Origin of the sequence: Methylobacterium sp. WL12 (genome assembly GCF_008039475.1) — a bacterium.
In the GTDB taxonomy this organism is placed as follows: Bacteria; Pseudomonadota; Alphaproteobacteria; order Rhizobiales; family Beijerinckiaceae; genus Methylobacterium; species Methylobacterium cerastii.
This window is the reverse complement of the sequence record NZ_VRUW01000043.1, coordinates 1-25,264: the sequence shown is the minus strand read 5'-3', so window position 1 is coordinate 25,264 and position 25,264 is coordinate 1. Positions and strand designations below refer to the sequence as shown.

The window sequence follows — 25,264 nt, the reverse complement described above, 5'->3', positions numbered from 1 at the left end:
GGACCGGCGGCGGCCTTCCTTAAGGCCTGCCGTGGCATGATCGGCATCGCGGCAACGGGGGGACTTCGAAATGATCGCGACGGATCGTTCGCACGCCGCGAACCTGCAGCGCACGGCCGGCCGCCGGGCGTGACGCGACGCAGCCGGGACCGACCGCGCGTTCGGAACGGCACGCGCGACGGCGCTCGGGCCGGCGCCGTCCTCAGCTCCATCGTCGCCGCCGGCCTGTCGCTGTCCGCCGCGCCGGCCGCGGCCTTCGACCTGTTCGGGCTGTTCGGCTCCGAGGAGGAGCCCCTTGCCCCGAGCGCCGCGGCGCTGCCCTACGCGCTCAAGATCCAGGGCACCGACGATTCGGACCTGGAGAAGACGCTGGAGGACACCTCGACCCTGCACCGCCTGCGCCGCGAGCCGCCGCCGGACGGGGAGGGGTTGGTGCGCCGCGCCGAGGCCGACATCCGGCGCCTGCCCGACGCGCTCTCCGGCTACGGCTACTATGCCGGCCGCGTCACCGTGCGGATCGAGGAGGTGGTGCTCGGCGGCGAGGCCTCGCTGATCGCCGCCGCCCGCGCCGCGGAATCCGAGCGCGCCCGCGCCCTGGTCCCGGTCCGCATCGCGGTCGATGCCGGGCCGCTCTACACGCTCCGCACCGTCACTGTCCGCGATCCGCAGGGGCAGGCCTTCCCCGAAGACGTGCTGCCGCCGCGCTTCACCCGGATCGACGACGACACCCCGGCGCGCTCCAGCCTGGTGCTCGCCCGCGAGGCGAAGATCGTCGACCGCTTCCGCGAGCGCGGCCACCCCTTCGCCAAGGTGGTGTCGCGCGATCCCGTCGTGGACGACGCCGCCCACGTCATGGACGTGACCTTCACCGTCGACCCCGGCCCGCGCGCCGGCCTCGGCGCGGTCGCCGTGCGCGGCACGAAGGACATCGACCCGGCGGTGGTGCGCTCCTTCATCTACGCGGAGCCGGGCGACCCGTATTCGCCCAAGGCGCTCTCCGACATGCGGCGGGCGCTGGTGAAGGTCGAAGGCCTCGGCTCGGTGCGGGTGCGCGAGGGCGAGGCGCTGGACGGGCAGGGCAACCTGCCGATCTTCGTCGACGTGACCGAGCGCGACCGCAACCTGATCGGCGTCTCGGCGCGCTACTCCACCGTCGACGGCCCCGGCATCCGGGCGACCTACGCCAACCGCAACCTGTTCGGCGGCGGCGAGACCATCCGCCTCGACGCCGACCTGTTCTACCTCGGCAACGACCTCTACGCGACGCAGCGCAAGCTCGCCGGCATCGAGTCGAACGGGCTCGGCGGGCGCTTGTCGGCCACCTTCGTCAAGCCGGCGCTCTGGGGCACCCGCAACGACCTGATCGCCAACCTCTTCGCCGGCCGCGAGGCGCAGCAGAGCTACGTCGCCGACGCCGCCGGCGGGACGCTCGGCGTCCGCCACCGCTTCTCGGACACGTTCTACGCGCAGGTCGGCGTCGAGGGGCAGGCGGGCCGCGCCCAGGACGCGCTGGGCAAGGTCGACTACCGCCTGGTCGGCATCCCGGTCTCGGTGTCCTACGATTCCACCGACAACCTGCTCGACCCGACCAAGGGCGTCCGGCTCACCGCCTCGGCGACGCCCTATGCCGGCTTCCTCGGCTCCGATCCGTCGATCTTCGTCGCCAAGGCGCAGGGCTCGACCTACTACGCGCTGGACGACGAGGCGCGCTACATCCTCGCCGGCCGCCTCGGCTTCGGCTCGATCTCCGGCGCCAGCCTGGAGGACATCCCGGCCAACATCCGGTTCTTCGCCGGCGGCGGCGGCTCGGTGCGCGGCTTCCCCTATCGCACGCTCGGGCCGCGCGGGCCGTTCAACCTGCCGGTCGGCGGCCGGAGCCTGCTGGAAGCCTCGTTCGAGGCCCGGATCAAGATCACCGACACGATCGGCGTGGTGCCGTTCTTCGATGCCGGCACCGCGTTCGCCGGCTCGCTCCCCGACTTCGACGAACGCATCCGCACCGCGGTGGGCCTCGGGCTTCGCTACTACACCGGCATCGGCCCGATCCGCGTCGACGTCGCCCTCCCGCTCGACCGGATCAAGGGCAACCACGAGCGCCCGGTCGCGCTCTACATCAGCCTCGGGCAGTCGTTCTGATGGGAATCTGGGACACGCGACGCGGCGCCTTCTCCCAGGGGGAGGGGGCTGGGGTGAGGGGCGTGACCGCTCCGGACACTTCTCATCCCTCACCCCGACCCTCTCCCGCCCGGGAGAGGGAGCCCGCGCTCGGTCCGGCGGCGTTGCGCCGTGCAGGGATCCGCCGTCCCGCGGGGCAGGGCGGAACGCGCGTCGCGCTCGCCGCCTCGCTCCTCGTCGTCGGGCTTTCCGCTCCCGCAGCCGTCACCCACGCCGCGGACGAGGCCGAGAAGACCGTGCTCGGCGGCCTGCTCTCGCGGGCGCTCTCGACCCCGTCGTCGCGCGTCGCCATCGGCGCGGTCGACGGCGCGCTGTCGTCCGACGCCGTCATCCGCGACGTGGCGATCAGCGACCGCGACGGGGTCTGGCTCAAGCTGGACCGGGCGCGCATCGTCTGGCGGCGCCTCGCGCTCCTGTCCGGCCGGCTCGAGGTCGACACCCTCGAGGTCGGCAGGCTCGACGTGCTGCGGCGCCCGGTGCCCGCCGCCGTCGTCGCGACGCCGGAGCCCGACGGAACCCTGCTGCCGGACCTTCCGGTCAAGGTCGAGATCAAGAACTTCTCCCTGGCCGACCTCGTGCTCGGCGAAGGCATCGCCGGCCAGCCGGCGCGGCTCTCGGCCAAGGGCCGGGCGAAGCTCGGCGCGCCGTCCGAAGGGCTCGACCTCGACGCCGCGGTGCAGCGGCAGGATGCCGGCGGCCGGTTCGGCCTCAAGCTGCTGTTCGTGCCGCAGGGCGAGCGCCTGGAGGTGAAGGCGACCCTGAACGAGCCGGCCGGCGGCCTGCTCTCCAAGGGCCTGAACATGCCCGGCGCCCCGCCGGTCGACCTCGACCTCGACGGGCGCGGGACGCTGGACGCCTGGAACGCCCGCCTCGATTTCTCCGCCGGCGAAACCATCGGCGCGCAGGGCGGTGCCCGGATCACGCGGGTCGGGTCCGAGCGGCGGCTCGCCCTCGACCTCGCCGCGCGCATCGAGGGGCTGCTGCCCGGCCCCGCCGCCGCGGTGTTCTCGGGCACGACCAAGCTCGACGGAGCGCTCGGCTTCTCCGACGGCGGCGCCCTGCGGATCGACCGGCTCGAACTGGCGTCCCGCACCGCCCGCCTCGACGCGCGCGGCACCCTCGACGCGGCGCGCAACGCCGACTTCACCCTCCAGGCCCGCGCCGTGCCGACCGAGGGCGGGGTGACCCGGGCCGCCGAGAGCGAGCTCAAGACCTTGGTCTTCGACGGAAGCCTGAAGGGGCCGCTCGCCCGGCCCCGCGTGGCGGGCAGCCTGAAGGCCGCCGGCCTGCGCACCCGCGACAGCGCCCTGGACCTCGTCGAGGCCCGGCTCTCGGCCGAGCCCGAAGCGGCCGACCGCTTCGCCCTGAGCGCCGACGCCCGGGTCGAGGGGCTGACGCTGCCCGACCCCGCCCTGCGGCGGGCGCTCGGCACTAAGGCCGCCTTCGACTTCCGCGGCACCCTGGAGCCCGACAACGTGGTCGCGGTCTCGCGCCTGCACGTCGAGGCGCCGACGATGCGAGCGGACTATGCCGGCCGCGTCGGCCGCAACACCCTCACCGGCACGGTCGAGGCCGTCCTGTCCGACCTTACCGCCTTCTCGGACCTCGCCGGCCGGCCGCTCGCCGGGCGGATGTCCGGCACGGCCAAGCTCGACGGCGATCCGGCGCGCAAGGCCGTCACCGCCGACCTCGACCTGCGCACCGAGGCGCTGTCGCTCGGCCGCCCCGTGCTCGACCGGCTGCTCGGAACCGAGCCGCGCGTCACCGGGCGCCTGTCGCAGGTCTACGACGGCTACGCCTTCGACGCCGCCAAGCTCGAGGGCGCCGCCGTCGTCGGCCGCCTCGACGGCCGTGCCACCGCCCGGGTCGCCGACGCCCGGCTCGACGTCGACCTGAAGGACCTGTCCGCCCTCGACGAGCACCTCTCCGGGCGGGCGGGCCTCTCCGGCACGCTCTCCGGCAGCCTCGAACGGCCCGACCTGTTCGCCCTGATCAGCGCGGACCAGGCCAGCGCCATGGGCCGCCCCGTGCGGGCGCTGCGGATCGAGGCGACCCTCAAGGACCTGACCGGCGCCCTCGACGGCACGGTCGCCGTCGGCGGCACCGTCGGCGGCAAGCCGCTCCAGGGCGGCGCGCACCTCGCGCGCGCAGGGGCCGACTGGCGCGTCGACCGGCTCGGCCTCGGCCTCGGCTCGGTGAGCCTCGCCGGGAACGCCGCCCTCAACGCCGCGACCTGGCTGACGGAGGGCGCGGTCCAGCTCAAGGCCGGCGACCTCGACGACCTCACGCCGCTGGCGCTGACCCGTCTCGCCGGCCGCCTCGACGCCGACATCGCCCTGTCGCGCGCGGGCGGCCGCCAGGACGCGACGATCCGCGCGACCGGCGAACGGCTGCAGGCCGGCGCGGTCGGCCTCGCCCGGCTCGACGCGGACCTGAAGGGGCAGGACCTGCTGGGATGGGAGCTGCTGGGACGGGAGCTGCGCGGCGCTCCGCGGATCGATGGGCGCGTCGAGGCCGACCGGCTCGTCGCGGCCGACCAGACCCTCGACACGGTGCGCCTGACTGCGACGGGCTCCCCTGCTGCGACCGACCTCGCGCTCAAGGCGCGCGCCCGCGGCTTCGACCTCGACGGCGCCGCCCGCGTCGGCCCCGGCGACGGCGCGGACAAGGCGACGCGCATCGACCTGATCCGCTTCTCCGCCGCACGCGGCGCCGACCGGCTGGCGCTGGCCGGCCCCGCGACTGTTACCCTCGACGGGAACGGCGCCCGGATCGAGGGCCTGACCATCGCCGCCGGCACGGGCCGGGTCACGGTGGCAGGCCGGGCGGGGCGCGACAACGACCTGACGGTCGGCATCCGCGCCCTGCCGCTGGCGCTCGCACGCATCGCCTCGCCCGGCCTGACGCTCGCCGGCACCCTCGACGGCGAGGCCGCGATCCGCGGGCCCGCCGACCGTCCACAGGGGCACTACGCCCTGACGGTCGCCCGCCTCGTCACGCCGGAAACCCGCAAGGCCGGCCTGCCACCGATCGAGGCCCGGGCCTCGGGCAACCTCGGCGACGGCCGGATTGGGCTCGACGGGCGCATCACCGCCGGCCCCGGCGTCGCGATGACCCTGTCCGGCTCGCTGCCCGCGGGGGCCGGCGGCGAGCTCGCGGTGAAGGCGCGTGGAACGCTCGACGCCGCCTTGGCCAACAGCCTGCTCAGCGTCGGCGGCCAGCGCGTCGCAGGCCGCGTGACGATCGACGCGGGCGTGGCCGGGACGCTGGCCGCGCCGCGGGCGGAGGGCAGCGCGACGCTCGTGGGCGGCAGCTTCGCCGACCCGCTCAACGGCATCCGGCTCACCAACATCGAGGGCCGCGCCACGGGGCGCGGCGACACGATCGTCCTCGAACGCCTCACCCTGGCGACCCGCAACGGCGGCCAGCTCCGGGCCGACGGCCGCGTGGCGCTCGAGCCGCAGGCCGGCTTTCCCGGCACGATCCGCATCGCGGGCGAACGCGCCGAGCTGATCTCGAGCCCGCTGATGACGGCGGTCGCGAGCCTGAACCTCGCGCTTTCCGGCCCGCTGGCGCGCACGCCGCGGATCGCCGGGCGCGTCGACGTGGTCTCGATCGACGTGTCGGTGCCCGACCGGCTGCCCGCCACGGTGCAGCCGCTGCCGGGCATCCGCCGGATCAACACCCCGCCGGACATCCGCGCCCGGCTCGACGCCAAGGCCGCGCGCGGCGCGCAGGTGGCCGCCGTCGGCAAGCGCGGCCCGCGCCGCGGCAAGCCCGCCGTGCCGTTCGACGCCACCCTCGACGTGGCGGTGTCGGCCCCGAACCGCATCTTCGTGCGCGGGCGCGGCATCGACGCCGAACTCGGCGGGAGCTTGCGCGTGACCGGCACCTCGCGCGACCCGACCGCCAACGGCGCGTTCGAGCTTCGGCGCGGGCGCCTCGCGGTGATCGGGCAGCGCCTCGACTTCACCCGCGGCCGCGTGACCTTCGGCGGCGCGATCGCGGCGCCCGACCTCGACTTCATCGCCGAGACCAAGGCCACCGACATCACCGCCCGCATCGCGGTCTCGGGCCCGGCCGACAGCCCGGTCTTCGCGATCTCCTCGGACCCGAGCCTGCCGCAGGACGAGGTGCTGTCGCGGCTGCTGTTCAAGAAGGCGTCGGGCAGCCTGTCGCCGTTCCAGGCGCTGCAGCTGGCGCAGGCCGTGTCGCAGCTCTCCGGCGGGGCAGGGGGCGTCGACGTGTTCGAGGCGGCGCGCAAGGGCCTCGGCCTCGACAGCCTCGACGTCTCGACCGGGACCAGCGGCGGCCCGGCCCTCGGCGCCTCGCGCTACCTCAGCGACCGCCTCAGCGTCGGCATCAAGGCCGGCGCGAAGCCCGCCGACACCGGCGCCACCATCGACTACGACGTGACGCGCCGGGTGAAGATCCAGGGCGAGGCCGGCAGCGACGGCCGCACCAGCGTCGGCGTCGGCGCGGAATGGGAGTACTGACGCCGGGCCACGCTGGCGCCTCGTCGGACGATGCTCTCAACGGCTGCGAGGTCGCATCGTCCTCACGCGAGCCGGCATTCGCCTCGCTTGAAGATGCCCTAGTGGCAGGCGATGCCGGCCTTCTTCGGGCCGATCGCCTGGGCGAGGCGGCGGCCGACATGCAGCATCGCCTTCTCGACCAGGGCGAGCGTCGCCGCGTCGTCGTCGAGCTTGGCATATTCGTGGGCGACGATCAGGCCGTCGGCGATGCCTTCGAGCAGGCCGACCCGTTCGGCCGCCGGGTCGATCGCCTCGGGCGCCGGCGCCTCCGCGACCGAAGTCGCGCAGCGATCGAGGACCGCCTGCGAGGCCTCGACCGTCTTGCGGGTCTCCTCGATGATCTCGCGCATCTCGGCGACGAGCGAAGGCTGGACCGCGACCTTCGGGTGATCGATGCTCATGCTGTACCTGCCCCCACAACGACGGCAGATTGCATCCTGTGGTTGATATTCGTCAACAGGATTCGCATGCCGCGCGACTCGCACGGCCCATCGCGCGGCGTGAGCGCCGTCCGAACGCGAACGAGCCGCACCCGTTTCCGGGGCGGCTCGCCGGGACCGTCAGCTTCGCGACCCCGCAGGGTCGCGCCGGGCGACTTACTTGATCAGCGTCAGCAGGGCCTTGCCGGCGGGGGACTTCAGCTCCTTGGCGTCGAGGGTGCCGTCGCCGTCCGGGTCGGCGGCCTTGAAGCGGTCGGCGACGGCGGCGAGGTATTCCTTCTTGTCGACCGTGCCGTCCATGTCCGGGTCGGCCTGCTTCAGGCCGGCGGCGCTCAGGCGCCCCTTCAGCTCCTTCTTGTCGAGGGTGCCGTCGGAATCCTTCTCGAGGCGATCGAAGGTCGCCGAGGCGGTGGCCTCGATCTCCTTCATGTCGACGGTGCCGTCGTTGTCGGTGTCGATCATCTTGACGGCCTGCGCGCCGCTCATCGGCTTGGCGAACGCGACCGGGGCGGCCAGGGTGGCGGTGGCCAAGACGAGGGCGGCGAAGCTGTTGGAAAGACGAAGGGTCATTGCCGAATTCTCCCGAAACGTGTTGCGCGAAATCCCTACGCATGCCTCTTGCACCGCACAAGCGCTTTTTCGATCTCATCGCTGAGGTTGCCCCGCGAGCCTGCGGGGACGGCGGTGCGGACGGGAGCCCAACGCGGCATTCCCCGCGGCGTTGCGGTATCCCGTCCGAATTGCCCGTCCCCCCGAGCCGCGAGATCCCGACCCGATGGCCGCCCGTCCGCTGATCCTCTATCCCGACCCGCGCCTCGACCTGCCGTCGGAGCCGGTCGCGGCCTTCGACGCCGACCTGCGCGACCTCGCCCGCGACGTGACGGAGGCCCTCGATGCGGCCGCGGCGGCCGGGTTGACCGCCGCCCATCTCGGGGTGCGGCGGCGCCTCGTCGTGCTGCGCCCGGAGCCCGGCGGCGCGGCCACGGTCTACGTCAACCCGGAGATCGTCGAGCGCTCGCCCGAGCGCGCCACCGCCCGGGAGGGCAGCGTCTCGATGCCAGGCGTGTCCGAGCCGGTCGAGCGGGCGGCCACGATCCGCGTGCGGTTCCGCGACCTCGACGGGGTCGAGCACGAGGAGGCGGCGGACGGGTTCCGGGCCGCCTGCCTCCAGCACGAGATCGACCAGCTCGAAGGCGTGTTCTGGATCGTGCGGCTCTCGCGCCTGCGCCGGGAACGGGCGGTGAAGCGCTTCGCCAAGCTGCGGGCGCAGGCCTGAATCCGCGCCGGTCACGACGCCCCGGTCCCCGAGCCGTGCGGCGCTCGTGGCCTTGGCGCGCTGCCGGGCTGCGCTTAGGAAGAGGGATGCGTCTCGCGATCCTGCTCGCCACGTCCCTGTCCTGGCTCGCCGTGTACGGGCCTGCCCGAGCCCAGGCTCCGGCCAGGCCGGCCAAGGCCACGGCCCCGGTGCAGGGGCCGGTCGCCGCGCCGGTGATCGCCTGCCCGTCCCTGGCGAACTACCGCCTCCTGCGGCGGGAGGCGCCCGACGAGGCCGCCGCCCTCGCGCGCCTGGCCGACGCCAAGGCCGAGCACCTCGGCTGCACGGCGTACCCGCGAGACCGGGTCGCGGCGTTGGCCGACCACGTCGCGCTCGGCGGCACGCAGTACGATTGCCTCGCCCTGCAGGGCACCGCGGTGTGCCAGTGGACGACGGCCGGCGCCGTGGACCTGCCGGCGCCCAAGCCGAAGCCGGCCTCCCCCGACAGGCCCCGGCGCTGAGGCGTCGCCGGGCGGAGGTCGCTTGCGTCCCCGAGATCAGAACCGTGCGGTCAGGAACACCCGGACGTTGCGGCCCGCGAGCAGGATCTCGTCCTTCTTGAACGACGCGGAGTTGCGGATGCGGTCATCGAGGAGGTTGCGGCCGGCGACGCCCAGCGTCACCGCGCTGGCGCCGTAGACGGCCGGGTTGAGGGGCCGGGTGTAGCTCACCTCGGCGCGCAGGTCGTCGAAGCCCGGCGTCGTCGTCTCCAGCGGCGCGACCTCGGTGTGGGCGAAGGCGTGCAACAGGAACACGCGGGCGTACCACCCGTCCGCCCGCACGAACGCGCCTCCGCCGACCCGGTGGGGCGAGATCCGCGGCACGTAGGTGCCGTCGTCGAACTGGGCGCGGACGAAGTCGTACTGCGCGTCGAGGCCGGCCCAGCCGTCGCCCACCGGGATCAGGTCGAGCTGCGCGCCGATTTCGGCGCCGGAGAAGGTGGCGTTGCGCTGCGAATAGACGATCTGCTGCAGGTCGTCGTCCGAGCCGCAGGAGGCGAAGGCGTCGCCGCAGCGCGTGCCGGTCTCGCGCTTGTAGATGAAGCCGGTGTAGCGGGTGACGTAGCCCGTCGCGTCGAGGCGCAGCGGCCCTTCCGCCCGGCGGATGCTGGCCTCGACGGTGCGCGCCCGCTCCTTCCTGAGGTCGGGATCGCCGATCTCGAAGGTCGCGGTCGCGTCGTGCGCCCCCCGCGAGTACAGCTCGAAGGCGGTGGGCGCGCGCTCGACGTAGGACCCGTTCAGGCTCGCGACGAAGCCGTAGGGCAGGTCCTGCAGGGCGCCGAAGCTGAGGCTCTTGGGCGCGAACCGGCGGCGGCGGCCGAAGGCCAGCGGGTCCTCGCCCGCCACCGGCAGGTAGTCTCCCGGGAACTGCGTCGCCGTGCCGGTGGAGCGGTCGCCCTCGATCCGCCCGGCTGCCTGGAAGCGCAGGCCGTGGCCGACGTCGAGCTGCTCGAACAGGTAGGCGGCGTTCGACCGGGAATCGGTCGGCGCCAGCAGGGTGCCCGCCTCGCCCGAGGTCCCGATCTCGCGCCGCCCGGCCTGGAGGCCGAGCGCGCCGGTCAGCGTGCCGAGGGCGGTGAAGACCGGCACGTGCTGCAGCTCGACGCGGCCCTCGGCCTCGCGGTTCTTGAAGGTCGCCTGCACCCCGTCGAGGCCGTCCTCGCCGAGGCCGATCTCCTGGTGCTTGTAGACCGAGCCGCCGGCCCAGAACCGGATCACCTCGAACGGTCCTTCGAGCGGCCGATACTCGCCGCGGGCCAGCACCCGGTCCTGGTTCGGGTTCAGGCGCGTGCGGCTGTCGGCCGCCTCGCCGCCTGGGATCTGATAGAGCGCGTCGTAGTGGCTGAACGAGATCCCGACGAAGCCGCGGTCGCCGATCGCCGAGATGCCGACCGCGCCGCCCTGCGAGCGGTTGGCGGAGTTCGCCTGGAGGCCGGCGGGCGTGTCGTAGCTGTCGGCCCCGGTCCTGAAGCCGTCGGCGTGGACCGCGACGTTCTCCGAGCCCGCGTCGACCGTGCCGGCCACGAGCCGGCCGTTGTCGACGCTGGAATACCCGGTGGTGACCTGGCCGGCATAGCCCCGCGGCGGGATGAAGGTCGGCACGCGGTTGTTCTCGGAGGAGACCACGCCGCCGATCGCCTGGCTGCCGTAGCGCAGGGTCGCCGGCCCGCGGATCACCTCGATCCGGTCGGAGACCAGCGGGTTGATCGGCACGCCGTGGTCCTCGCCGAGTTCCGAGACGTCCTGGATGCCGACGCCGTTCTCCTGGATTCGCACCCGGCTGTTGTCGAGGCCGCGGATGATCGGGCGGCTGGCCGCGCCCGGGGCGTAGGTCGAGGCCGAGATGCCGGGCCGGTCCATCAGCGCGTCGCCGAGGGTGCGCGGCTGCTCGCGGGCGATCTGGTCGCGCGTCACCACCGTCACCGGCGAGAAGGTGTCGACGGCCACCGGCAGGATGCCGGCCGGCAGGCTCGCATCCGGCGGCGCCTTCGGACCGGGCTGGATCGGGCTCGCCGTGGTGACGCTGAGCTCGGAGAGGGCGACCGCATCCTGCGCTCGCGCCGCCGCCGGCAGCAGGCCAACGCCCAGAAGCGCCGCCAACAGTGTCGCTTGGACCGTCTCTTGAAGCGTCCCTTGGAGTATCCCTTGCCCGCTTCGCATCACGCCCCGTCAGATCATGTTATGATGTTACATTGCGTGAATGTAACATCATAACAAGACGAGATCGACGGCCGGGCGTCGCTCCCGGGCTGGGCGTTGCGGTGCGGCCACAGCTCAGCGGATGGCGGCGAGGTAGCCCGAGACGGTGAGGATCGAGACGACCGTCGAGACCAGCACGACGTTCGAGGTCACGGCGGCCTCGCGCCGGTAGAACTCGGCGAGCATGAACGGCCCGGTCCCGGTCGGCAGCGCCGCCATCAGCACGGCGGTGTGGAGCAGGAGCGGCGGCAGGCCGAAGGCGCGGGCGAGGCCGTAGGCCAGCAGCGGATGCACCACGAGCTTGAGCCCGACGAGCAGGGCGGTCGCGGCGGCGGGCGGCGCGTCCCCGGTGCGCGGGCGGGCGAGGAAGAGCCCGAGCGCCACGAGGGCGCACGTGGCGGCCGACCCGCCGAGCAGCTTCAGGAAGGTCTCGGCGGGCGCCGGCACGGAGGCCCCCGAAAGCGGTACCAGCGCGCCGAGGGCGGGGGCGATCAGCAGCGGGTTGCGCACGAGCGAGCGGGCGACCTTCGGCACCAGCTCCGCGCGCCGGCCCTGTCCTTGTCCTTGCAGCCCGATCTCGATCAGGACGATGGCGACCGCGAACACCACGCAGACGGTCATGATCGCGGCGATGGTGGTGGGCGCGAGCGCCGCCGGGCCGAGCGCCACCAGCGCCAGGGGAAAGCCCATGAACCCGGTGTTGGCGTAGGCCGCGTTGAGGCCGTCGATCGCCGCGTCCGTGAGCGGCATCGGACGGCTCAGGCGAAACGCCACGGTGGCGGAAAAGACGATCAGGCTGCTCAGGCCGAACACCGCGATGAAGCCCGGTTGCCAGATCTCGGCCGCGTGGGTGTGACTGATCACGTCGAAGAGCAGGGCCGGCAGGGCCAGGTAGACGACGTACCGGTTGAGCTCGGCCGTGGCGCCGTCGCCGAGCACGTCGCACCGCCGCATCAGCCACCCCGCGAAGACCGGCAGCACGACCATCAGGGTCAAGAACATGAGCGGGACCGCGTCCGGAACCAAGGTCCGGGCGTCCTAGACTCCACGGGCTCCCGCACCAAGGCGTGAGGCGCGCCATCGCGAAAGGCGGTTCGACGAGGGCGGGCGGGAGGACGCTTGGCGGAAGCGGATGGGAATCGAACCCACCGTACGCTTTGGGCGTACCACTGGTTTTGAAGACCAGGAGGGCCACCAGACCCCGTTCGCCTCCGTCGATCGGGATAGCATCGTCCGGCGCGGGGTCCAAGCACCGGCCGAGAGGCCGAAGCGTCGCGGGTCAAGCCGGCGGGGCACGGTCGTGAGCGCCCGGCCCGTGCCCGATTCGTAATAATTTCGCCACACTGTTGTGGCCCTGCATCAGCCATGCCGTTTTCGCGATTCAGGGCTTTGAGCGCCCCTTCGGAGGCCTCGCCGGCAAGGCCCGACGAGGCCGGTGCCGCCCCCGACGCGATGCGGCCGGGGCCGCGCGGGCCCGGCTGGATCGGCGCCGTGGTGGTCGTCACCGCGCTGGTCTCGGCGATCGCCACCTTCCTGATCCTGGCCGGCGTCATCCGCGTGACGCCGACGCCGACGATCGGAGTCACGCTGCTCGCGATCAACGTCGCCCTGGTGCTCGGGCTCGCCGTGATCATCGCCTGGGAGGCGCGGGTCTTCCTGCATGCGCGGCGCGCCAACGCGGCGGTGGCCCGGCTCCACACCCGCATCGTCGGCCTGTTCTCGCTGATCGCGATCCTGCCGACCTGCCTGCTGGCCGTCGTCGCCTCGGTGACGATCGACCGCGGCCTCTCGCTCGGCTTCACCGACCGGGTCCGCGACGTGGTGCTGAAGTCCGTAGAGGTGGCCGACGCCTACCAGGAGAACCAGTGCCAGTCGCTGGCGCGCGAGATCCGCATCCTCAACGACGACCTGACGCGAGCGCGGCCGAACTTCGACGTCAACCGGGACTGGTTCGAGAACTTCCTCACCACCCGCGCGAGCAACCTCGGCCTGCCGGTCGCCCAGATCATGCGCGGGCCCAACGAGGTGGTGGCGCGCGCCAAGATCGACGTGCTGAAGACGACGCGCCTGCCCTCGGCCGCCGCCTTCGAGGACGCGGCCAAGTCCAGCGACCCGATCTGCCTGCTGCCGACCGAGGGCCGCGTCTTCGCGGCGATGTTCCGGATGCCGGCCTACGACGACGCGGTGCTGCTGGTGCAGCGCGAGGTCAACCAGCTCGCCATCGACTTCCCCGGCGTGTCGCGGGCGGCGGCGGCCGAATACCTGACCTACGACTCGCTGCGCACCTCGATCCAGGTGACCTTCGCCTCGATCTTCGTGCTGATCGCCCTGATCGCCCTGCTCTCGGCGGTGTGGTTCGGGATGAACTTCGCCAACCGCTTCGTCGCCCCGATCCGCCGCCTGATCAACGCCGCCGACCAGGTCGCCTCGGGCAACTTCTACGCCCAGGTCCCGGCGCGGAAGACCGACGGCGACCTCGCCCACCTCGGCGAGAGCTTCAACAAGATGACGCAGGAGCTGCGCCGCCAGCATGCCGGGCTGACCGCGGCGAGCGACCTGATCGATCGCCGCCGGCGCTTCACGGAGGCGGTGCTGTCGGGTGTCTCGCCCGGCGTCGTCGGCGTCGACGCCGGCGGCTTCGTCACCATCGCCAACCCGGCCGCCGAGCGGATGCTCGACCTCGCCGACGGCGCGCTCGTCGGCCAGCGCCTGTCCGACGCGGTGCCGGAGCTCGCGCCGCTCCTTCCGGGCACGGAAGGGCGCCAGCGCGCGCAGGCGCACCAGATCCAGCTCACCCGCGGCGGGCGCGAGCGCACCATCGCGGTGCGGGTCACCAGCGAGCAGGCGCAGGGCGGGGCGCGCGGCTTCGTGGTGACGGCCGACGACATCACCGACCTCGTCTCGGCCCAGCGCACCTCGGCCTGGGCGGACGTGGCCCGCCGCATCGCCCACGAGATCAAGAACCCGCTGACCCCGATCCAGCTCTCGGCCGAGCGCATCCGGCGCAAGTACGGAAAGGTCATCACCGCCGACAAGGAGGTGTTCGACCAGTGCACGGCGACGATCATCCGTCAGGTCGACGAGATCAAGCGCATGGTCGACGAGTTCTCGTCCTTCGCCCGGATGCCGAAGCCCGCGATCGCCGAGAACGACCTCACCGAGATCGCCAAGCAGAACCTGTTCATGATGCGGGTGGCGCATCCCGACATCGACTTCGCCTTCACCGCCCACGGCGTCGGCGGCACCGGGACGGCGGAGGCCGAGAAGATCACCGCGGCCTTCGACATCCGCCTGCTGAGCCAGGTGATCACCAACATCCTCAAGAACGCCGTCGAGGCGGTGGCCGAGGTGCCCGAGGCCGAGCTCGGCAAGGGCAAGGTCTCCTTAAGCCTCACCGTCGAGGAGGGCTTCGCCACGATCGCGGTGACCGACAACGGCAAGGGATTTCCCGCCGAGGGGCGCCAGCGCCTGCTCGAGCCCTACATGACGACTCGCGAAGGCGGCACCGGCCTCGGTCTGGCGATCGTGAGCAAGGTGCTGGAAGAGCATGGCGGCGGGATCGAGCTGAACGACAACCCCGCCGGCCGCGGCGGCCAGGTGCGCATGCGCGTGCCCCGGGCGCTGCCGCACGCGGACGACGCGGGCCCGGCCCGCGCCAACCCTGACGAGAAGGGCGCCGCGTCGACGGCCCCCCGAATGATTGCGGAGATGCAGCCATGAGCGCCGATATCCTGGTGGTCGACGACGAGGCCGACATCCGCGACCTGGTCGCCGGCATCCTCGACGACGAGGGCCACCGCTCGCGCACCGCGGGCAGTTCCGACGAGGCGCTGGCCGCGATCGAGTCGCGCCGCCCCCACCTCGTCTTCCTCGACATCTGGCTGCAGGGCTCGCGCCTCGACGGCCTGCAGGTGCTCGACCTGATCAAGGCGTCCCATCCGGACCTGCCGGTGGTGATGATCTCGGGCCACGGCAACATCGAGACCGCGGTCTCGGCGATCAAGGCCGGCGCCTACGACTTCATCGAGAAGCCGTTCAAGGCCGACCGGCTGATCCTGGTGGCCGAGCGCGCTCTGGAGGCCTCGCGCCTCCGGCGCGAGGTCCGCGACCTCACGGCACGCTCCGGCACCGCCAACCGCATCGTCGGCGGCTCGGTCGCGATCAACCAGCTGCGCCAGACCCTCGACCGGGTCGCCCCGACCAACGCCCGGGTCATGATCACCGGCGCGCTGGGCTCCGGCAAGGAGCTCGCGGCGCGCGGCCTGCACAAGGCCTCGGCGCGGGCCAGCGGCCCGTTCGTGTTGCTCAACGCCGCCGCGATCCTGCCGGAGACGATGGAATCGGAGCTGTTCGGCGTCGAGGCCGGGGGCGAGCAGGGCAGGCGGGTCGGCGCGCTGGAGGAGGCGCATGGCGGCACCCTCTACCTCGACGAGGTCGCCGACATGCCCCGCGAGACGCAGGGGCGGATCCTGCGCGTCCTCGTCGACCAGAACTTCCAGCGCGTGGGGGGGACCACCCGCGTGCACGTCGACGTGCGCATCATCTCGTCGTCGTCGCGCGACCTCGCCGAGGAGATCGCCGCCGGGCGCTTCCGCGAGGACCTGTTCCACCGGCTCTCGGTGGTGCCGATCCGCGTGCCCTCGCTCTCGGAGCGCCGCGAGGACGTGCCGGAGCTGATCCAGTTCTTCATGGACAACATCTCGGCCCAGACCGGGCTGCCGCGCCGGGTCATCGGCCAGGACGCGATGGCGGTGCTGCAATCGCACAACTGGCCGGGCAACGTGCGCCAGCTCAAGAACAACGTCGAGCGGCTGATGATCCTGACCCAGGCCGACCCGGACCAGGAGATCACCTCGGAGATGCTGCCCTCCGAGATCGGCGCCCTGGTGCCGACGACCCCGAACGGGGCCGGCGGCGAGAAGCTGATGAGCCTGGCGCTCCGCGAGGCGCGGGAGATCTTCGAGCGCGAGTACCTCGTGGCGCAGATCGCCCGCTTCTCGGGAAACATCTCCCGCACCGCGGAATTCATCGGGATGGAGCGCTCGGCCCTGCACCGGAAGCTCAAGTCCCTGGGGATCGGCCCCTGAGCCCCTTGCGGACGCATGGCGGCCGCGGTGAGAACCAGCCCCCTTTCGTCGCATGCGGACCCGGTTCGGGTCTTGCATCGACGGGGAAATTGAACGCGTAATATGAAGATCCGGTCCGCCGCAGGCTCCTCCAAGACCAGCGGAGCGGTGGCGGGATCGACGGCGCGACAAGATCGAGAACCCGCCTTCGAAGGCGGGCGCCAAGATAACAAAGGATAAGAAGATGGCGGCCGAACGCGCACAGAACCTTCAGGACACCTTCCTCAACCATGTCCGCAAGAACAAGATTCCGCTGACGATCTTCCTCGTCAACGGCGTCAAGCTGCAGGGCGTAGTGACGTGGTTCGACAACTTCTGCGTGCTGCTGCGCCGCGACGGCCATTCCCAGCTCGTCTACAAGCACGCGATCTCGACGATCATGCCGGGTCATCCCGTGCAGCTGTTCGAGCCCGACGAGACCGCCCCCGAGAAGGCGTGAGCCGGCCCGCGGTCGACACGCGCATTGCGCCATCTTGGTTCGCTGCCCGCGGCGCCCCATCTGAAGGGTCCCGACACGCATCACGCCGCCGCCTGACGCAGGGTGGCGGCCCAAGGATTCCATGACCGAGACGTTGACCTCCGGCGAGGCCCGACTGCAGGCGATGGCTGCGCCGGAAGGCGAGATCGCCGCCGCGACCCACACTCTCGTCGTCGGTCCCTATCTCAGCCGCACCGCCGCCGCATCGCCGCACGGGCCGGCGCCGGTCTCGCGCTCGACGCAGGCGCGCCTGGAGGAGGCGGTGGGTCTCGCCGCCGCGATCGAGCTCGACGTGGTCGAGGCGATCCCGCTCAGCCTCGCCCGCATCCGGCCCTCGACCTATCTCGGCAAGGGCCGCGTCGAAGAGATCGCCGGCCTGATCAAGGCCAGCGAGATCGGCCTGGTGGTGATGGACTGCGCCCTGTCGCCGGTGCAGCAGCGCAACCTCGAGAAGGAATTCGGCGCCAAGGTCATCGACCGCACCGGCCTGATCCTCGAGATCTTCGGCCGCCGCGCCTCGACGCGGGAGGGCACGCTCCAGGTCGAGCACGCCCACCTCGCCTACCAGAAGTCGCGGCTCGTGCGGTCCTGGACCCACCTGGAGCGCCAGCGCGGCGGCTTCGGCTTCCTCGGCGGCCCCGGCGAGACCCAGATCGAGGCCGACCGGCGGATGATCCAGGAGCGCATGACGCGGATCGAGCGCGACCTCGATTCCGTCACCCGCACCCGCGGCCTTCACCGGCAGAGCCGGGCGCGCGTGCCCTACCCGATCGTGGCGCTCGTCGGCTACACCAACGCCGGCAAGTCGACGCTGTTCAACGCCCTGACCAAGGCGCAGGTGGTGGCGCAGGACATGCTCTTCGCCACCCTCGATCCGACGGCCCGCGCCACCAAGCTGCCGCACGGCGAGACGGTGATCCTGTCCGACACCGTCGGCTTCATCTCCGACCTGCCGACCGCGCTGATCGCCGCCTTCCGCGCTACGCTGGAGGACGTGATCGAGGCCGACATCCTGCTCCACGTTCGCGACGTCGCCCACGTCGATTCCGAGGCGCAGGCCGAGGACGTCGGCACGGTGTTGGGCGAGCTCGGGATCGAGATGTCGGCCGACCGGATCATCGAGGTCTGGAACAAGGCCGACCTGCTGGACGAGGGCGAGCGCACGCGGCTGACCAACCTCTCGGCCCACGACCGCAACGACCGCGACGGCGCCGCCCCCGTGCTGGTCTCCTCGCTGACGGGGGAGGGGCTCTCGGCCCTCACCGCGCGGATCGAGGCGCGGATCGCTCGGACGCGCTCGACCTTCGCGGTGATCCTCGGGCCGGAGGAGGGCGCGGCCCTGCACTGGCTCTACGAGAACGCCGAGGTGCTCGACCGGCGCATGGAGGAGGGCGGCACGCTGCACCTTGCCATCCGGGTTGCGCCGGAGAAGGAGCCGCGCTTCCTCAACCGCTTCGCCGGCGCCCGCCGGCTCAGCCGGGCCGGGTAGGCGCCGCACGCGTCATGAGGGACGACAGGGCGGCGCAGGCCGCACGGGACGAGAATACCGTCCTGCGGCTCACCCAGCGGGCCACCGGCGGTCGCCTGCTGGTCCTGCGCGTGGTGATCGTGCTCGTCCTGCTGATGGCGGCCCAGGTCTACGACGGCTCGCTGCACGCGCTCAGCCACTGGTTCATCCTCGGCCTCTACGCGGCCGGCTCGGTCTGGTTCGGCCGCGCCGAGCGCGGGGACGGGCGTCACGCGGAAGGCTTCGCCTGGGCCGGCACAGCGTTGAACGCGGGGCTGGCGATCTACGTCATCGTCGAGCACATGCTGGCGGGCGCCGCCGACACCGGCGGGGGCGCCGACGCGGTGAGCCAGCTGCCGGCCTTCCTGCTCCTGCTCCAGACGGCGCTCAGCATGCGCGTCTGGCACACCGCGCTGTTTGCCGGCACGGTCGCCTTCGCCTGGGGCGCCGCGATCCTGGCCGGCCTCGTCGATCCGGACGGCTTTCTCGGGCCGCATGTCGACCTTGCCGAGCAGGCGCCGGGGCTGCTGACCTTCCTCGCCGCCGGCGTCGTGGTGGTCGACGGGATCGCGCGCCTGCGCCACGCCGCCGGCGAGGCCGTGCGCCTGGAGCACGAGCGCGCGCAGCTCGCCCGCTTCGTTCCCGACGGGGTCGCGGCCGAGCTCGCCCGCGACGGCGATCTCGGCACCGCCCGCCGGCGCCATGCCTGCCTGCTGGCCCTCGACATCCGCGGCTTCTCGCGCCTGAGCCGCGATCACCCGCCCGAGACGATGGTGCGGGCGCTGCTCGCCGTCCGCGCCCTGGCGCATACGGCCGTGACCGAGCACGACGGCATCGTCGACAAGTACGTCGGCGACGCCGTGCTGGCGGAGTTCGTGGTCGGCGGCCCGGTGGCGCAGGCCCGCGGCGCGCTGGCCTCGGCCCGCGCGATCCGCACCCGTCTCGCCGCGCTGAACCGCGACCGCGCCGCGACGGGCGACTTCCCGCTGCGCGTGGTCGTCGCGCTCCATGCCGGCGACCTCCTGGTCGGCGTGTTCGACGACGGCTTGCGCGCTGAATACACCGTGCTCGGCCCGGCGATGAACACCCTCGCCCGCCTCGAGACGCGCGCCAAGGCCGCAGACCTCGACATCGCCGCCTCCGAGGATTTTCTGCGGCTGCTCGGGCCGACCCTACCGGACGGCGCGCGGGCCGAGCCGGTGGCGGAGGAGGGCGACGTGCACCCTGCGCTCTTCGCCATCGCGGATGCCGCTTAGCCTGGGTTCGCCTTCGTCGAATCTCGCTTCCGCCGAAAAGCGGTCTTCCCTCCCCCTCTGCGGGAGCTCGCTTCGTCACCGCCTCGGATCACGCGTGAGTTCCCCCTCTCCCCGCTTGCGGGGGGAGGCCCGGCTGCACCCCGTCGTGCAGCCGGGAAGCGGAGGCGAAGCCGAAGCGAGGGTGAGGAGGCGCGAACGGAGGAGTCACTTCCGGGTCGCCCCCCTCACCCTCGGCTGCCGCCTCGCTGCGACGACGACGAGGTCGTCGCAGCCCTCTCCCCGCACGCGGGGCGAGGGGATGCGCGGAGACGTTCCCAGAAACCCCGTTCCCCCCTTCAGCCCAGTAGCTTGTCCAGCGTGATCGGGATCTCGCGCACCCGGATGCCGGTGGCGTGCCAGACTGCGTTGGCGATGGCGCCGGCCGAGCCGGTGATACCGATCTCGCCGACGCCCTTGATGCCCAGCGCGTTCACGTGGGAATCGTCCTCGTGCACCAGGATCGCCTCCATGGCCGGCGTGTCGGCGTTCACCGGCACGTGGTACTCGCCGAGGTCGTCGTTGAGGAAGCGGCCGGTGCGGGCATCCATCGCCGCGTGCTCGTGCAGCGCGAACGACATCCCCCAGATCATCCCGCCGTAATACTGGCTGGTGACGAGGCGCGGGTTCACGATGCGGCCGGCCGCGAACGCCCCGACGAGGCGGGTGACGCGGATCTGGCCGAGGTCGGGATCGACCTTCACCTCGGCGAAGACCGCACCGTGGGCGTGCATGGCATAGTTCTTGGCGGCGGCCGGGTCGGTCGAGGCCTTTCCGGTGGCCGTGAGGCTCGCGCGGCCGGCACGCGCCAGGATGTCGGCGTAGGCCTCGCTGCGGCTCTCGTCGTCGCGGCGGAAGAGCCGGCCGTCGCGGGCGACGAACCCGGCGTTGCCGGCCCCGTAGAGCGGGGAGGCGGGGTCGTTGGTGGCCAGCTCTGCGAGCTGCGCCACCACCGCCTGGCCGGCCGCGTGGATCGCCCCGCCCGCGGTCGCGGTGTGGGCCGAGCCGCCGGCGATGCCGGCGTTCGGCAGGTCCGAGGAGCCCATCTTGAAGGTGAGCGCGTCGAGGCCGATCCCGAGGCCGTCGGCGGCGATCTGGCCGAGCGCGGTCCAGGCGCCCTGGCCCATGTCGTGGGCGCCGACCTCGATCGTACCGGTGCCGTCGGCGCGCAGCTCGGCCTTCGCCTGCGCCTCGAACATCAGCGCCGGGAAGGTCGCGGTGCCCATGCCCCAACCGACGAGGAGGCCGTTCGCGTCGCGGGTCCGCCGCGGCGCCTTCGGCCGCGCCGACCAGCCGAAGCGCTCGGCGCCGCGGGTGTAGCACTCGCGCAAGGCCTTGGACGAGAACGGCTTTCCGGAGATCGGCTCGACCTCGGCATAGTTCGCCAAGCGGAATTCCAGCGGGTCCATGTCGCAGGCCAGCGCCATCTCGTCGATCGCGCTTTCCAGGGCGACGCTGCCGGCGGCCTCGCCGGGGGCGCGCATGAACAGCGGCGTGCCGGTGTCGACCCGCACGGCCTGGTGCCGGACGGCGATGGCCGGGCTGGCGTAGAGGGTGTGCGAGACGCCGCCGGCCGGCTCGAAGAAGTCGTCGAACCGGCTCGAGGCGGTCAGCGTCTCGTGCTCCAGCGCCGTGAGCTTGCCGGCCTCGTCGGCGCCGAGGCGGAAGCTCTGCCGGGTCTCGGCGCGGTGGCCGACCGGGCCGTACATCTGCGAGCGCGCGAGCACGAGCTTGACCGGCCGGCCGACGAGGCGCGCGGCCATGCAGGCGAGGATCTGCGGACCCGAGATCAGGCCCTTCGAGCCGAAGCCGCCGCCGAGGAACGGGCTCTCGATGTGGATGTTCTCCGGCGGGATGCCGAACAGCCCCGCGAGGCGCCCCTGCGCCATCGCCATGCCCTGGCTCGGGGTGTGGAGCGTCAGCCGGTCGCCGTCCCAGGAGGCCACCGCCGCGTGCGGCTCCATGGCGTTGTGGTACTGGGCCGGGGTCGCGTAGGTCGCCGCGATCCGCCGGCTGGCCGTCGCGAGGCCCGCCTCGACGTCGCCGTGGGTCTCCTCCGGCGGCTGGCCGACGCCGATGCCGGGGGGCGTGAACGGCGGCTCGGCGTCGAGCCCGATGCGCGGCGTCTCGGCCTCGTAGCGCGGGTTCAGCAGGCGCGCGCCCTCGGTGGCCGCCTCAAGGGTCTCGGCGATCACCACCGCGATCGGCTGGTTGGCGTAGCGGACGGCGGAATCCTGCAGCAGGTCGAGGCGAAAGATGAAGCCGTGGGGCTTGTCGTCCGGGTGCTGGGCCAGCGCCGGGGCGTTGTCCGGCGTCATCACCGCGACGACGCCCGGATGGGCCTCCGCCGCGGCCACGTCGAGATGGGTGACGCGCCCGCGGGCGATCCGCGCGACGCAGAGCGCGGCGTGCAGCGTGCCGGCCGCCACGTTGTCGGCGGCGAAGGTCGCCCGGCCGCTGACCTTCAGCGGCCCGTCGCGCCGGGTGAGCGGCTGACCCATACTGGATCCGTGGCGGGCCCGCTGCGGCGCGGACGTCAGTGCGATCTCAGCCATGGGCGGCTCCTGCAGGGGCGGCTGCCGCCGACGAAGGGGAGGGGGCGGCGAAAGTGGCGGCGAACGGCGAGGCCGGCAGCGCCGGCAGGCGCTCCGGCGTGCCGGCGGCCGCCAGCGTCAGCGCCCGCACGAGGATGCGGCGGGCGAGTTCGATCTTGAAGGCGTTGGCCTCGCCCGACGGCGTCGCGCCGGCGAGCGCCGCGTCGGCGGCCTTCCGGAACATGGTCCCGTCCGGCGCCTGGCCGGCGAGCAGGCTTTCCGCCTCGCGCGCCCGCCACGGCTTCAGCGCGACGCCGCCGAGCGCGAGGCGGGCCTCGGCGATCCGGTCGCCGTCGAGGCGCAGGCCCGCCGCCGCAGAGACCACCGCGAAGGCGTAGGAGGTGCGGTCGCGGACCTTGAGGTAGCGGGAATGGGCCGCAAACCCCGCCGCCTCCGGCGGCAGCCGCACCGCGGTGATCAGCTCGCCCGGCGCAAGGTCGGCCTCTCGCTCCGGCGCGTCGCCGGGCAGGCGGTGGAAGGACTCGAGCGCCACCTCGCGCCGGCCCGCCGCGCCCTCGATCTCGACGACGGCGTCGAGGGCCGCCAGCGGCACGCAGAAGTCGGACGGGTGGGTGGCGATGCAGTGCTCGCTCCAGCCGAGCACCGCGTGCAGCCGCGTCGCCCCACCGAGCGCGGCACACCCCGAGCCCGGCGTACGCTTGTTGCAGGGGGAGGTGGCGTCGGCGAAATAGGGGCAGCGGGTGCGCTGCATCAGGTTGCCGGCAGCGGTCGCGGCGTTGCGCAGCTGCGCCGACGCACCCGACAGCAGCGCCTCGGCCACCGCCGGATAGGCCTTGGCGAAATGCGCATCGTGGGCGAGGTCGCTGTTGCGCACCAGCGCGCCGACCCGCACGCCACCGTCGTCGAGGACGTCGAGGCGGTCGAGGCCGGGGAGGCGGGTGACGTCGACGAGGCGGGCCGGCGTGACGACGCCGCCCTTCATCAGGTCGAGCAGGTTGGTGCCGGCGCCGAGATAGGCGGCGCCGGGGGCCTGCGCCGCCGCGATCGCCTCAGCGACGCTGGCGGGACGGGTGTAGTCGAACAGGTTCACGCCGCGTCCTCCCGCATCATCACGCCGGCGGCTTGGCCGTCGCCGGCGGTCTGGGCGGCCAGCACCGCCTCGCCGATGCCCGCATAGGCGCCGCAGCGGCAGAGGTTGCCGCTCATGCCCTCGCGGATCCGCTCGGGATCGGTCCCCGCCTGCCCTTCGGCGATGAGCCCGACCGCACTCATGATCTGGCCCGGCGTGCAGAAGCCGCACTGGAAGCCGTCATGGGCGATGAAGGCCTCCTGCACCGGATGCAGGCGATCGCCGTCCGCCAGGCCCTCGATCGTGGTGACCGAGGCGCCGTCGAGGCTGATCGCGAGCGCGAGGCAGGCGTTGATCCGCCGGCCGTCGACCAGCACCGTGCAGGCGCCGCACTGTCCGCGGTCGCAGCCCTTCTTCGAGCCGGTGAGATGGAGGCGCTCGCGCAGCAGGTCCAGCAGGGTCACGCGGGGATCCTCCAGGAGGACCTCGCGCGCCGTGCCGTTCACGGTGAGCCTGAGAGGTATCATGCGGTCTCCGGGCATGGCGCAGCTTGGAACCGCACCAGATAGGACCACGCCGCGCAAAGGCCAGTGGACCTGCAATCGCAGGTCGCCAGGCAAGGTGCTGATTAGGGCGCGGGGCAGGGCGCCGGGGGGCACGAAGGCGAGGACGGAACGGGGTAGGGGGACCGGAACGCGTCGCCTCCCGCGGCCATCCCTGCTACCCTGACCCGGTCATGAGCGATCACCACCCGGACCTGACCTACCGCCTCCGCCAGCAGGCCATCCTGTCCGAGTTCGGCGTCGAGGCCCTGCGCGGCGACGACGTCGACGGGTTGCTGCAGCGGGCGACCGAACTCTGCGCCGAGGGCATGGGCGCCGAGTTCTGCAAGGCGCTGGAGCACCTGCACGACGAGGACATGCTGCTGGTGCGCGCCGGCGTCGGCTGGGGGCCGAACGTCGTCGGCAGCGCCCGCGTCGGCGCCGACCTCGCCTCGCCCGCGGGCTTCGCCCTTAAGACCGGCCGGCCGGTGATCTCCAACCACCTCGAGAACGAGGCCCGCTTCCGCACGCCGCAGATCATGGCCGAGCACGGCATCCGCCGGGCGATCAACGTGCTGATCGAGAACCGCGAGGGCGCCTTCGGGGTGCTCGAGGTGGACGACACCCGCGAGGGCATGTTCACGGAGGCCGACATCGCCTTCATGCAGGGGTTCGCCAACCTGCTCGGCGGCGCGATCGAGCGGCAGCGCACGGAAGGGCTGCTCCGGCAGGCTCTGACGCGGCAGGACCTGCTCGTGCGCGAGATGAGCCACCGGGTGAAGAACAGCCTGGCCATCGTCGCGAGCCTGCTCGCGCTCCAGGCGCGCAACGCCGACGCGGGCCCGGTGCGCGACGCGCTGATCGACGCCCGCACCCGGGTGGAGGCCATCGCCGGGGTCCACGACCAGCTCTGGCGCCAGGGCGACACCACGCCGGGCGAGATCGACCTCGGGCAGTTCCTCGAGACGCTGGCGGCCAACCTCCAGGGCAGCGCGCCGAGCCACCGCATCCTGTGCGCGGCAGAACCGCTGCGGGTCTCGGCCGACCGGGCGATCCCGATGGGGCTGATGGTCAACGAGCTCGTCACCAACGCCATCAAGTACGCCTACCCGGACCGGACCGGCGAGGTGCGCGTCGGCGCCGCCTGCGCCGGCGGGATGCTCGTCCTCGACGTGTCGGACGACGGCGTCGGCCTGCCGGCGGATTTCGACATCGGCCGGGCCTCGCGCAGCCTCGGCATGCGGGTGATCACGAACCTCGCCCGCCAGCTCGACGCCCGGGTCGCGACCCCGCGCGGGCAGGGCGCCCGCTTCCGCATCGAGATCCCGCTCGAGGCGTGAGCGGACTCCGCTTTGCATCGCGCCGGCCCGTCATGCGTGATGCGCCGAAACCCTTGCGAGCCGGATACAAGGAGACGCCATGCCCCGCTTCCCGATCATTCCGCCGATTCCGGCACCGATCGCCGCCCTGGCGGCCCTGTCGCTCGTCGCCGCCGCGCTCCCGGCGCTCGGCGCCCCGGCCGACCCGATTC

17 protein-coding genes and 1 tRNA gene are annotated in these 25,264 nt (G+C 72.9%); 10 read left to right on the top strand and 8 right to left on the bottom strand.

Annotated features, from left to right (window positions below; genetic code table 11):
- The first annotated feature begins 210 nt into the window (after window positions 1-210).
- Window positions 211-2,136: an autotransporter assembly complex family protein gene (locus FV226_RS16300; protein WP_246691629.1), complete on the top strand. Its 1,926-nt coding sequence runs from the start codon at window positions 211-213 to the stop codon at window positions 2,134-2,136.
- Between the two features lie 143 nt (window positions 2,137-2,279).
- Complete coding sequence (locus FV226_RS16295; RefSeq protein WP_246691628.1) at window positions 2,280-6,671, top strand: translocation/assembly module TamB domain-containing protein; 4,392 nt, start codon at window positions 2,280-2,282, stop codon at window positions 6,669-6,671.
- A gap of 98 nt (window positions 6,672-6,769) precedes the next feature.
- On the opposite strand, the gene FV226_RS16290 is transcribed toward FV226_RS16295, so the two are convergent.
- Window positions 6,770-7,111, bottom strand: a complete 342-nt coding sequence (locus FV226_RS16290) for a hypothetical protein (RefSeq protein WP_147763726.1) — start codon at window positions 7,109-7,111, stop codon at window positions 6,770-6,772.
- 195 nt (window positions 7,112-7,306) lie between these two features.
- Window positions 7,307-7,720: an EF-hand domain-containing protein gene (locus tag FV226_RS16285; protein ID WP_147763725.1), complete on the bottom strand. Its 414-nt coding sequence runs from the start codon at window positions 7,718-7,720 to the stop codon at window positions 7,307-7,309.
- 205 nt (window positions 7,721-7,925) lie between these two features.
- On the opposite strand from FV226_RS16285, the gene FV226_RS16280 reads away from it, so the two are divergent.
- Both FV226_RS16280 and FV226_RS16275 read left to right on the top strand, forming a co-directional pair.
- On the top strand, window positions 7,926-8,426 hold the full coding sequence (locus FV226_RS16280) for a peptide deformylase (RefSeq protein ID WP_147763724.1): 501 nt from the start codon (window positions 7,926-7,928) through the stop codon (window positions 8,424-8,426).
- Window positions 8,427-8,512: 86 nt separating this feature from the next.
- Window positions 8,513-8,926: a hypothetical protein gene (locus FV226_RS16275; RefSeq protein ID WP_187278776.1), complete on the top strand. Its 414-nt coding sequence runs from the start codon at window positions 8,513-8,515 to the stop codon at window positions 8,924-8,926.
- 36 nt (window positions 8,927-8,962) lie between these two features.
- On the opposite strand, the gene FV226_RS16270 is transcribed toward FV226_RS16275, so the two are convergent.
- The 3 genes from FV226_RS16270 to FV226_RS16260 form a co-directional block, all read right to left on the bottom strand.
- On the bottom strand, window positions 8,963-11,125 hold the full coding sequence (locus FV226_RS16270) for a TonB-dependent receptor (RefSeq protein ID WP_147763723.1): 2,163 nt from the start codon (window positions 11,123-11,125) through the stop codon (window positions 8,963-8,965).
- A 114-nt stretch (window positions 11,126-11,239) separates the two neighbouring features.
- Window positions 11,240-12,166, bottom strand: a complete 927-nt coding sequence (locus tag FV226_RS16265; protein ID WP_147763722.1) for an AEC family transporter — start codon at window positions 12,164-12,166, stop codon at window positions 11,240-11,242.
- Window positions 12,167-12,284: 118 nt separating this feature from the next.
- A tRNA-Sec gene (locus FV226_RS16260) sits at window positions 12,285-12,377 on the bottom strand.
- Between the two features lie 152 nt (window positions 12,378-12,529).
- On the opposite strand from FV226_RS16260, the gene FV226_RS16255 reads away from it, so the two are divergent.
- The 5 genes from FV226_RS16255 (at window position 12,530) to FV226_RS16235 (ending at window position 19,531) form a co-directional block, all read left to right on the top strand.
- Complete coding sequence (locus FV226_RS16255) at window positions 12,530-14,884, top strand: PAS domain-containing sensor histidine kinase (RefSeq protein ID WP_147752531.1); 2,355 nt, start codon at window positions 12,530-12,532, stop codon at window positions 14,882-14,884.
- Window positions 14,881-16,251 carry a sigma-54 dependent transcriptional regulator gene (locus tag FV226_RS16250; RefSeq protein ID WP_147752532.1) on the top strand — a complete coding sequence of 457 codons (1,371 nt, stop codon included), beginning with the start codon at window positions 14,881-14,883 and terminating at the stop codon, window positions 16,249-16,251. The genes FV226_RS16255 and FV226_RS16250 overlap by 4 nt, the downstream gene beginning before the upstream one ends.
- A 223-nt stretch (window positions 16,252-16,474) precedes the next feature.
- On the top strand, window positions 16,475-16,729 hold the full coding sequence (gene hfq / locus FV226_RS16245) for an RNA chaperone Hfq (protein ID WP_066925253.1): 255 nt from the start codon (window positions 16,475-16,477) through the stop codon (window positions 16,727-16,729).
- A gap of 121 nt (window positions 16,730-16,850) precedes the next feature.
- Window positions 16,851-18,257, top strand: coding sequence for a GTPase HflX (gene hflX / locus FV226_RS16240; RefSeq protein WP_147752533.1), 1,407 nt, complete (start codon window positions 16,851-16,853; stop codon window positions 18,255-18,257).
- A 14-nt stretch (window positions 18,258-18,271) separates the two neighbouring features.
- Window positions 18,272-19,531: an adenylate/guanylate cyclase domain-containing protein gene (locus FV226_RS16235; RefSeq protein WP_147763721.1), complete on the top strand. Its 1,260-nt coding sequence runs from the start codon at window positions 18,272-18,274 to the stop codon at window positions 19,529-19,531.
- A 335-nt stretch (window positions 19,532-19,866) separates the two neighbouring features.
- Here the strand turns inward: FV226_RS16235 and FV226_RS16230 are convergent, their stop codons facing one another.
- The 3 genes from FV226_RS16230 to FV226_RS16220 are packed head-to-tail and all read right to left on the bottom strand — an operon-like array spanning window position 19,867 to window position 23,718.
- Window positions 19,867-22,122 carry a xanthine dehydrogenase family protein molybdopterin-binding subunit gene (locus FV226_RS16230; protein WP_147763720.1) on the bottom strand — a complete coding sequence of 752 codons (2,256 nt, stop codon included), beginning with the start codon at window positions 22,120-22,122 and terminating at the stop codon, window positions 19,867-19,869.
- The gene (locus FV226_RS16225) at window positions 22,115-23,212 is read right to left on the bottom strand and encodes a xanthine dehydrogenase family protein subunit M (protein WP_147763719.1); all 1,098 of its coding nucleotides are present in this window, start codon (window positions 23,210-23,212) and stop codon (window positions 22,115-22,117) included. Before FV226_RS16225 ends, FV226_RS16230 begins: the two co-directional genes overlap by 8 nt.
- A complete protein-coding gene (locus FV226_RS16220; protein ID WP_147763718.1) occupies window positions 23,209-23,718 on the bottom strand; it encodes a (2Fe-2S)-binding protein in 510 nt (169 codons plus the stop codon). The genes FV226_RS16225 and FV226_RS16220 overlap by 4 nt, the downstream gene beginning before the upstream one ends.
- A gap of 209 nt (window positions 23,719-23,927) precedes the next feature.
- Here FV226_RS16220 and FV226_RS16215 point away from each other — a divergent pair, with 209 nt between their 5' ends.
- A complete protein-coding gene (locus tag FV226_RS16215; protein ID WP_147754711.1) occupies window positions 23,928-25,073 on the top strand; it encodes a histidine kinase dimerization/phosphoacceptor domain -containing protein in 1,146 nt (381 codons plus the stop codon).
- Window positions 25,074-25,264 lie beyond the last annotated feature (191 nt).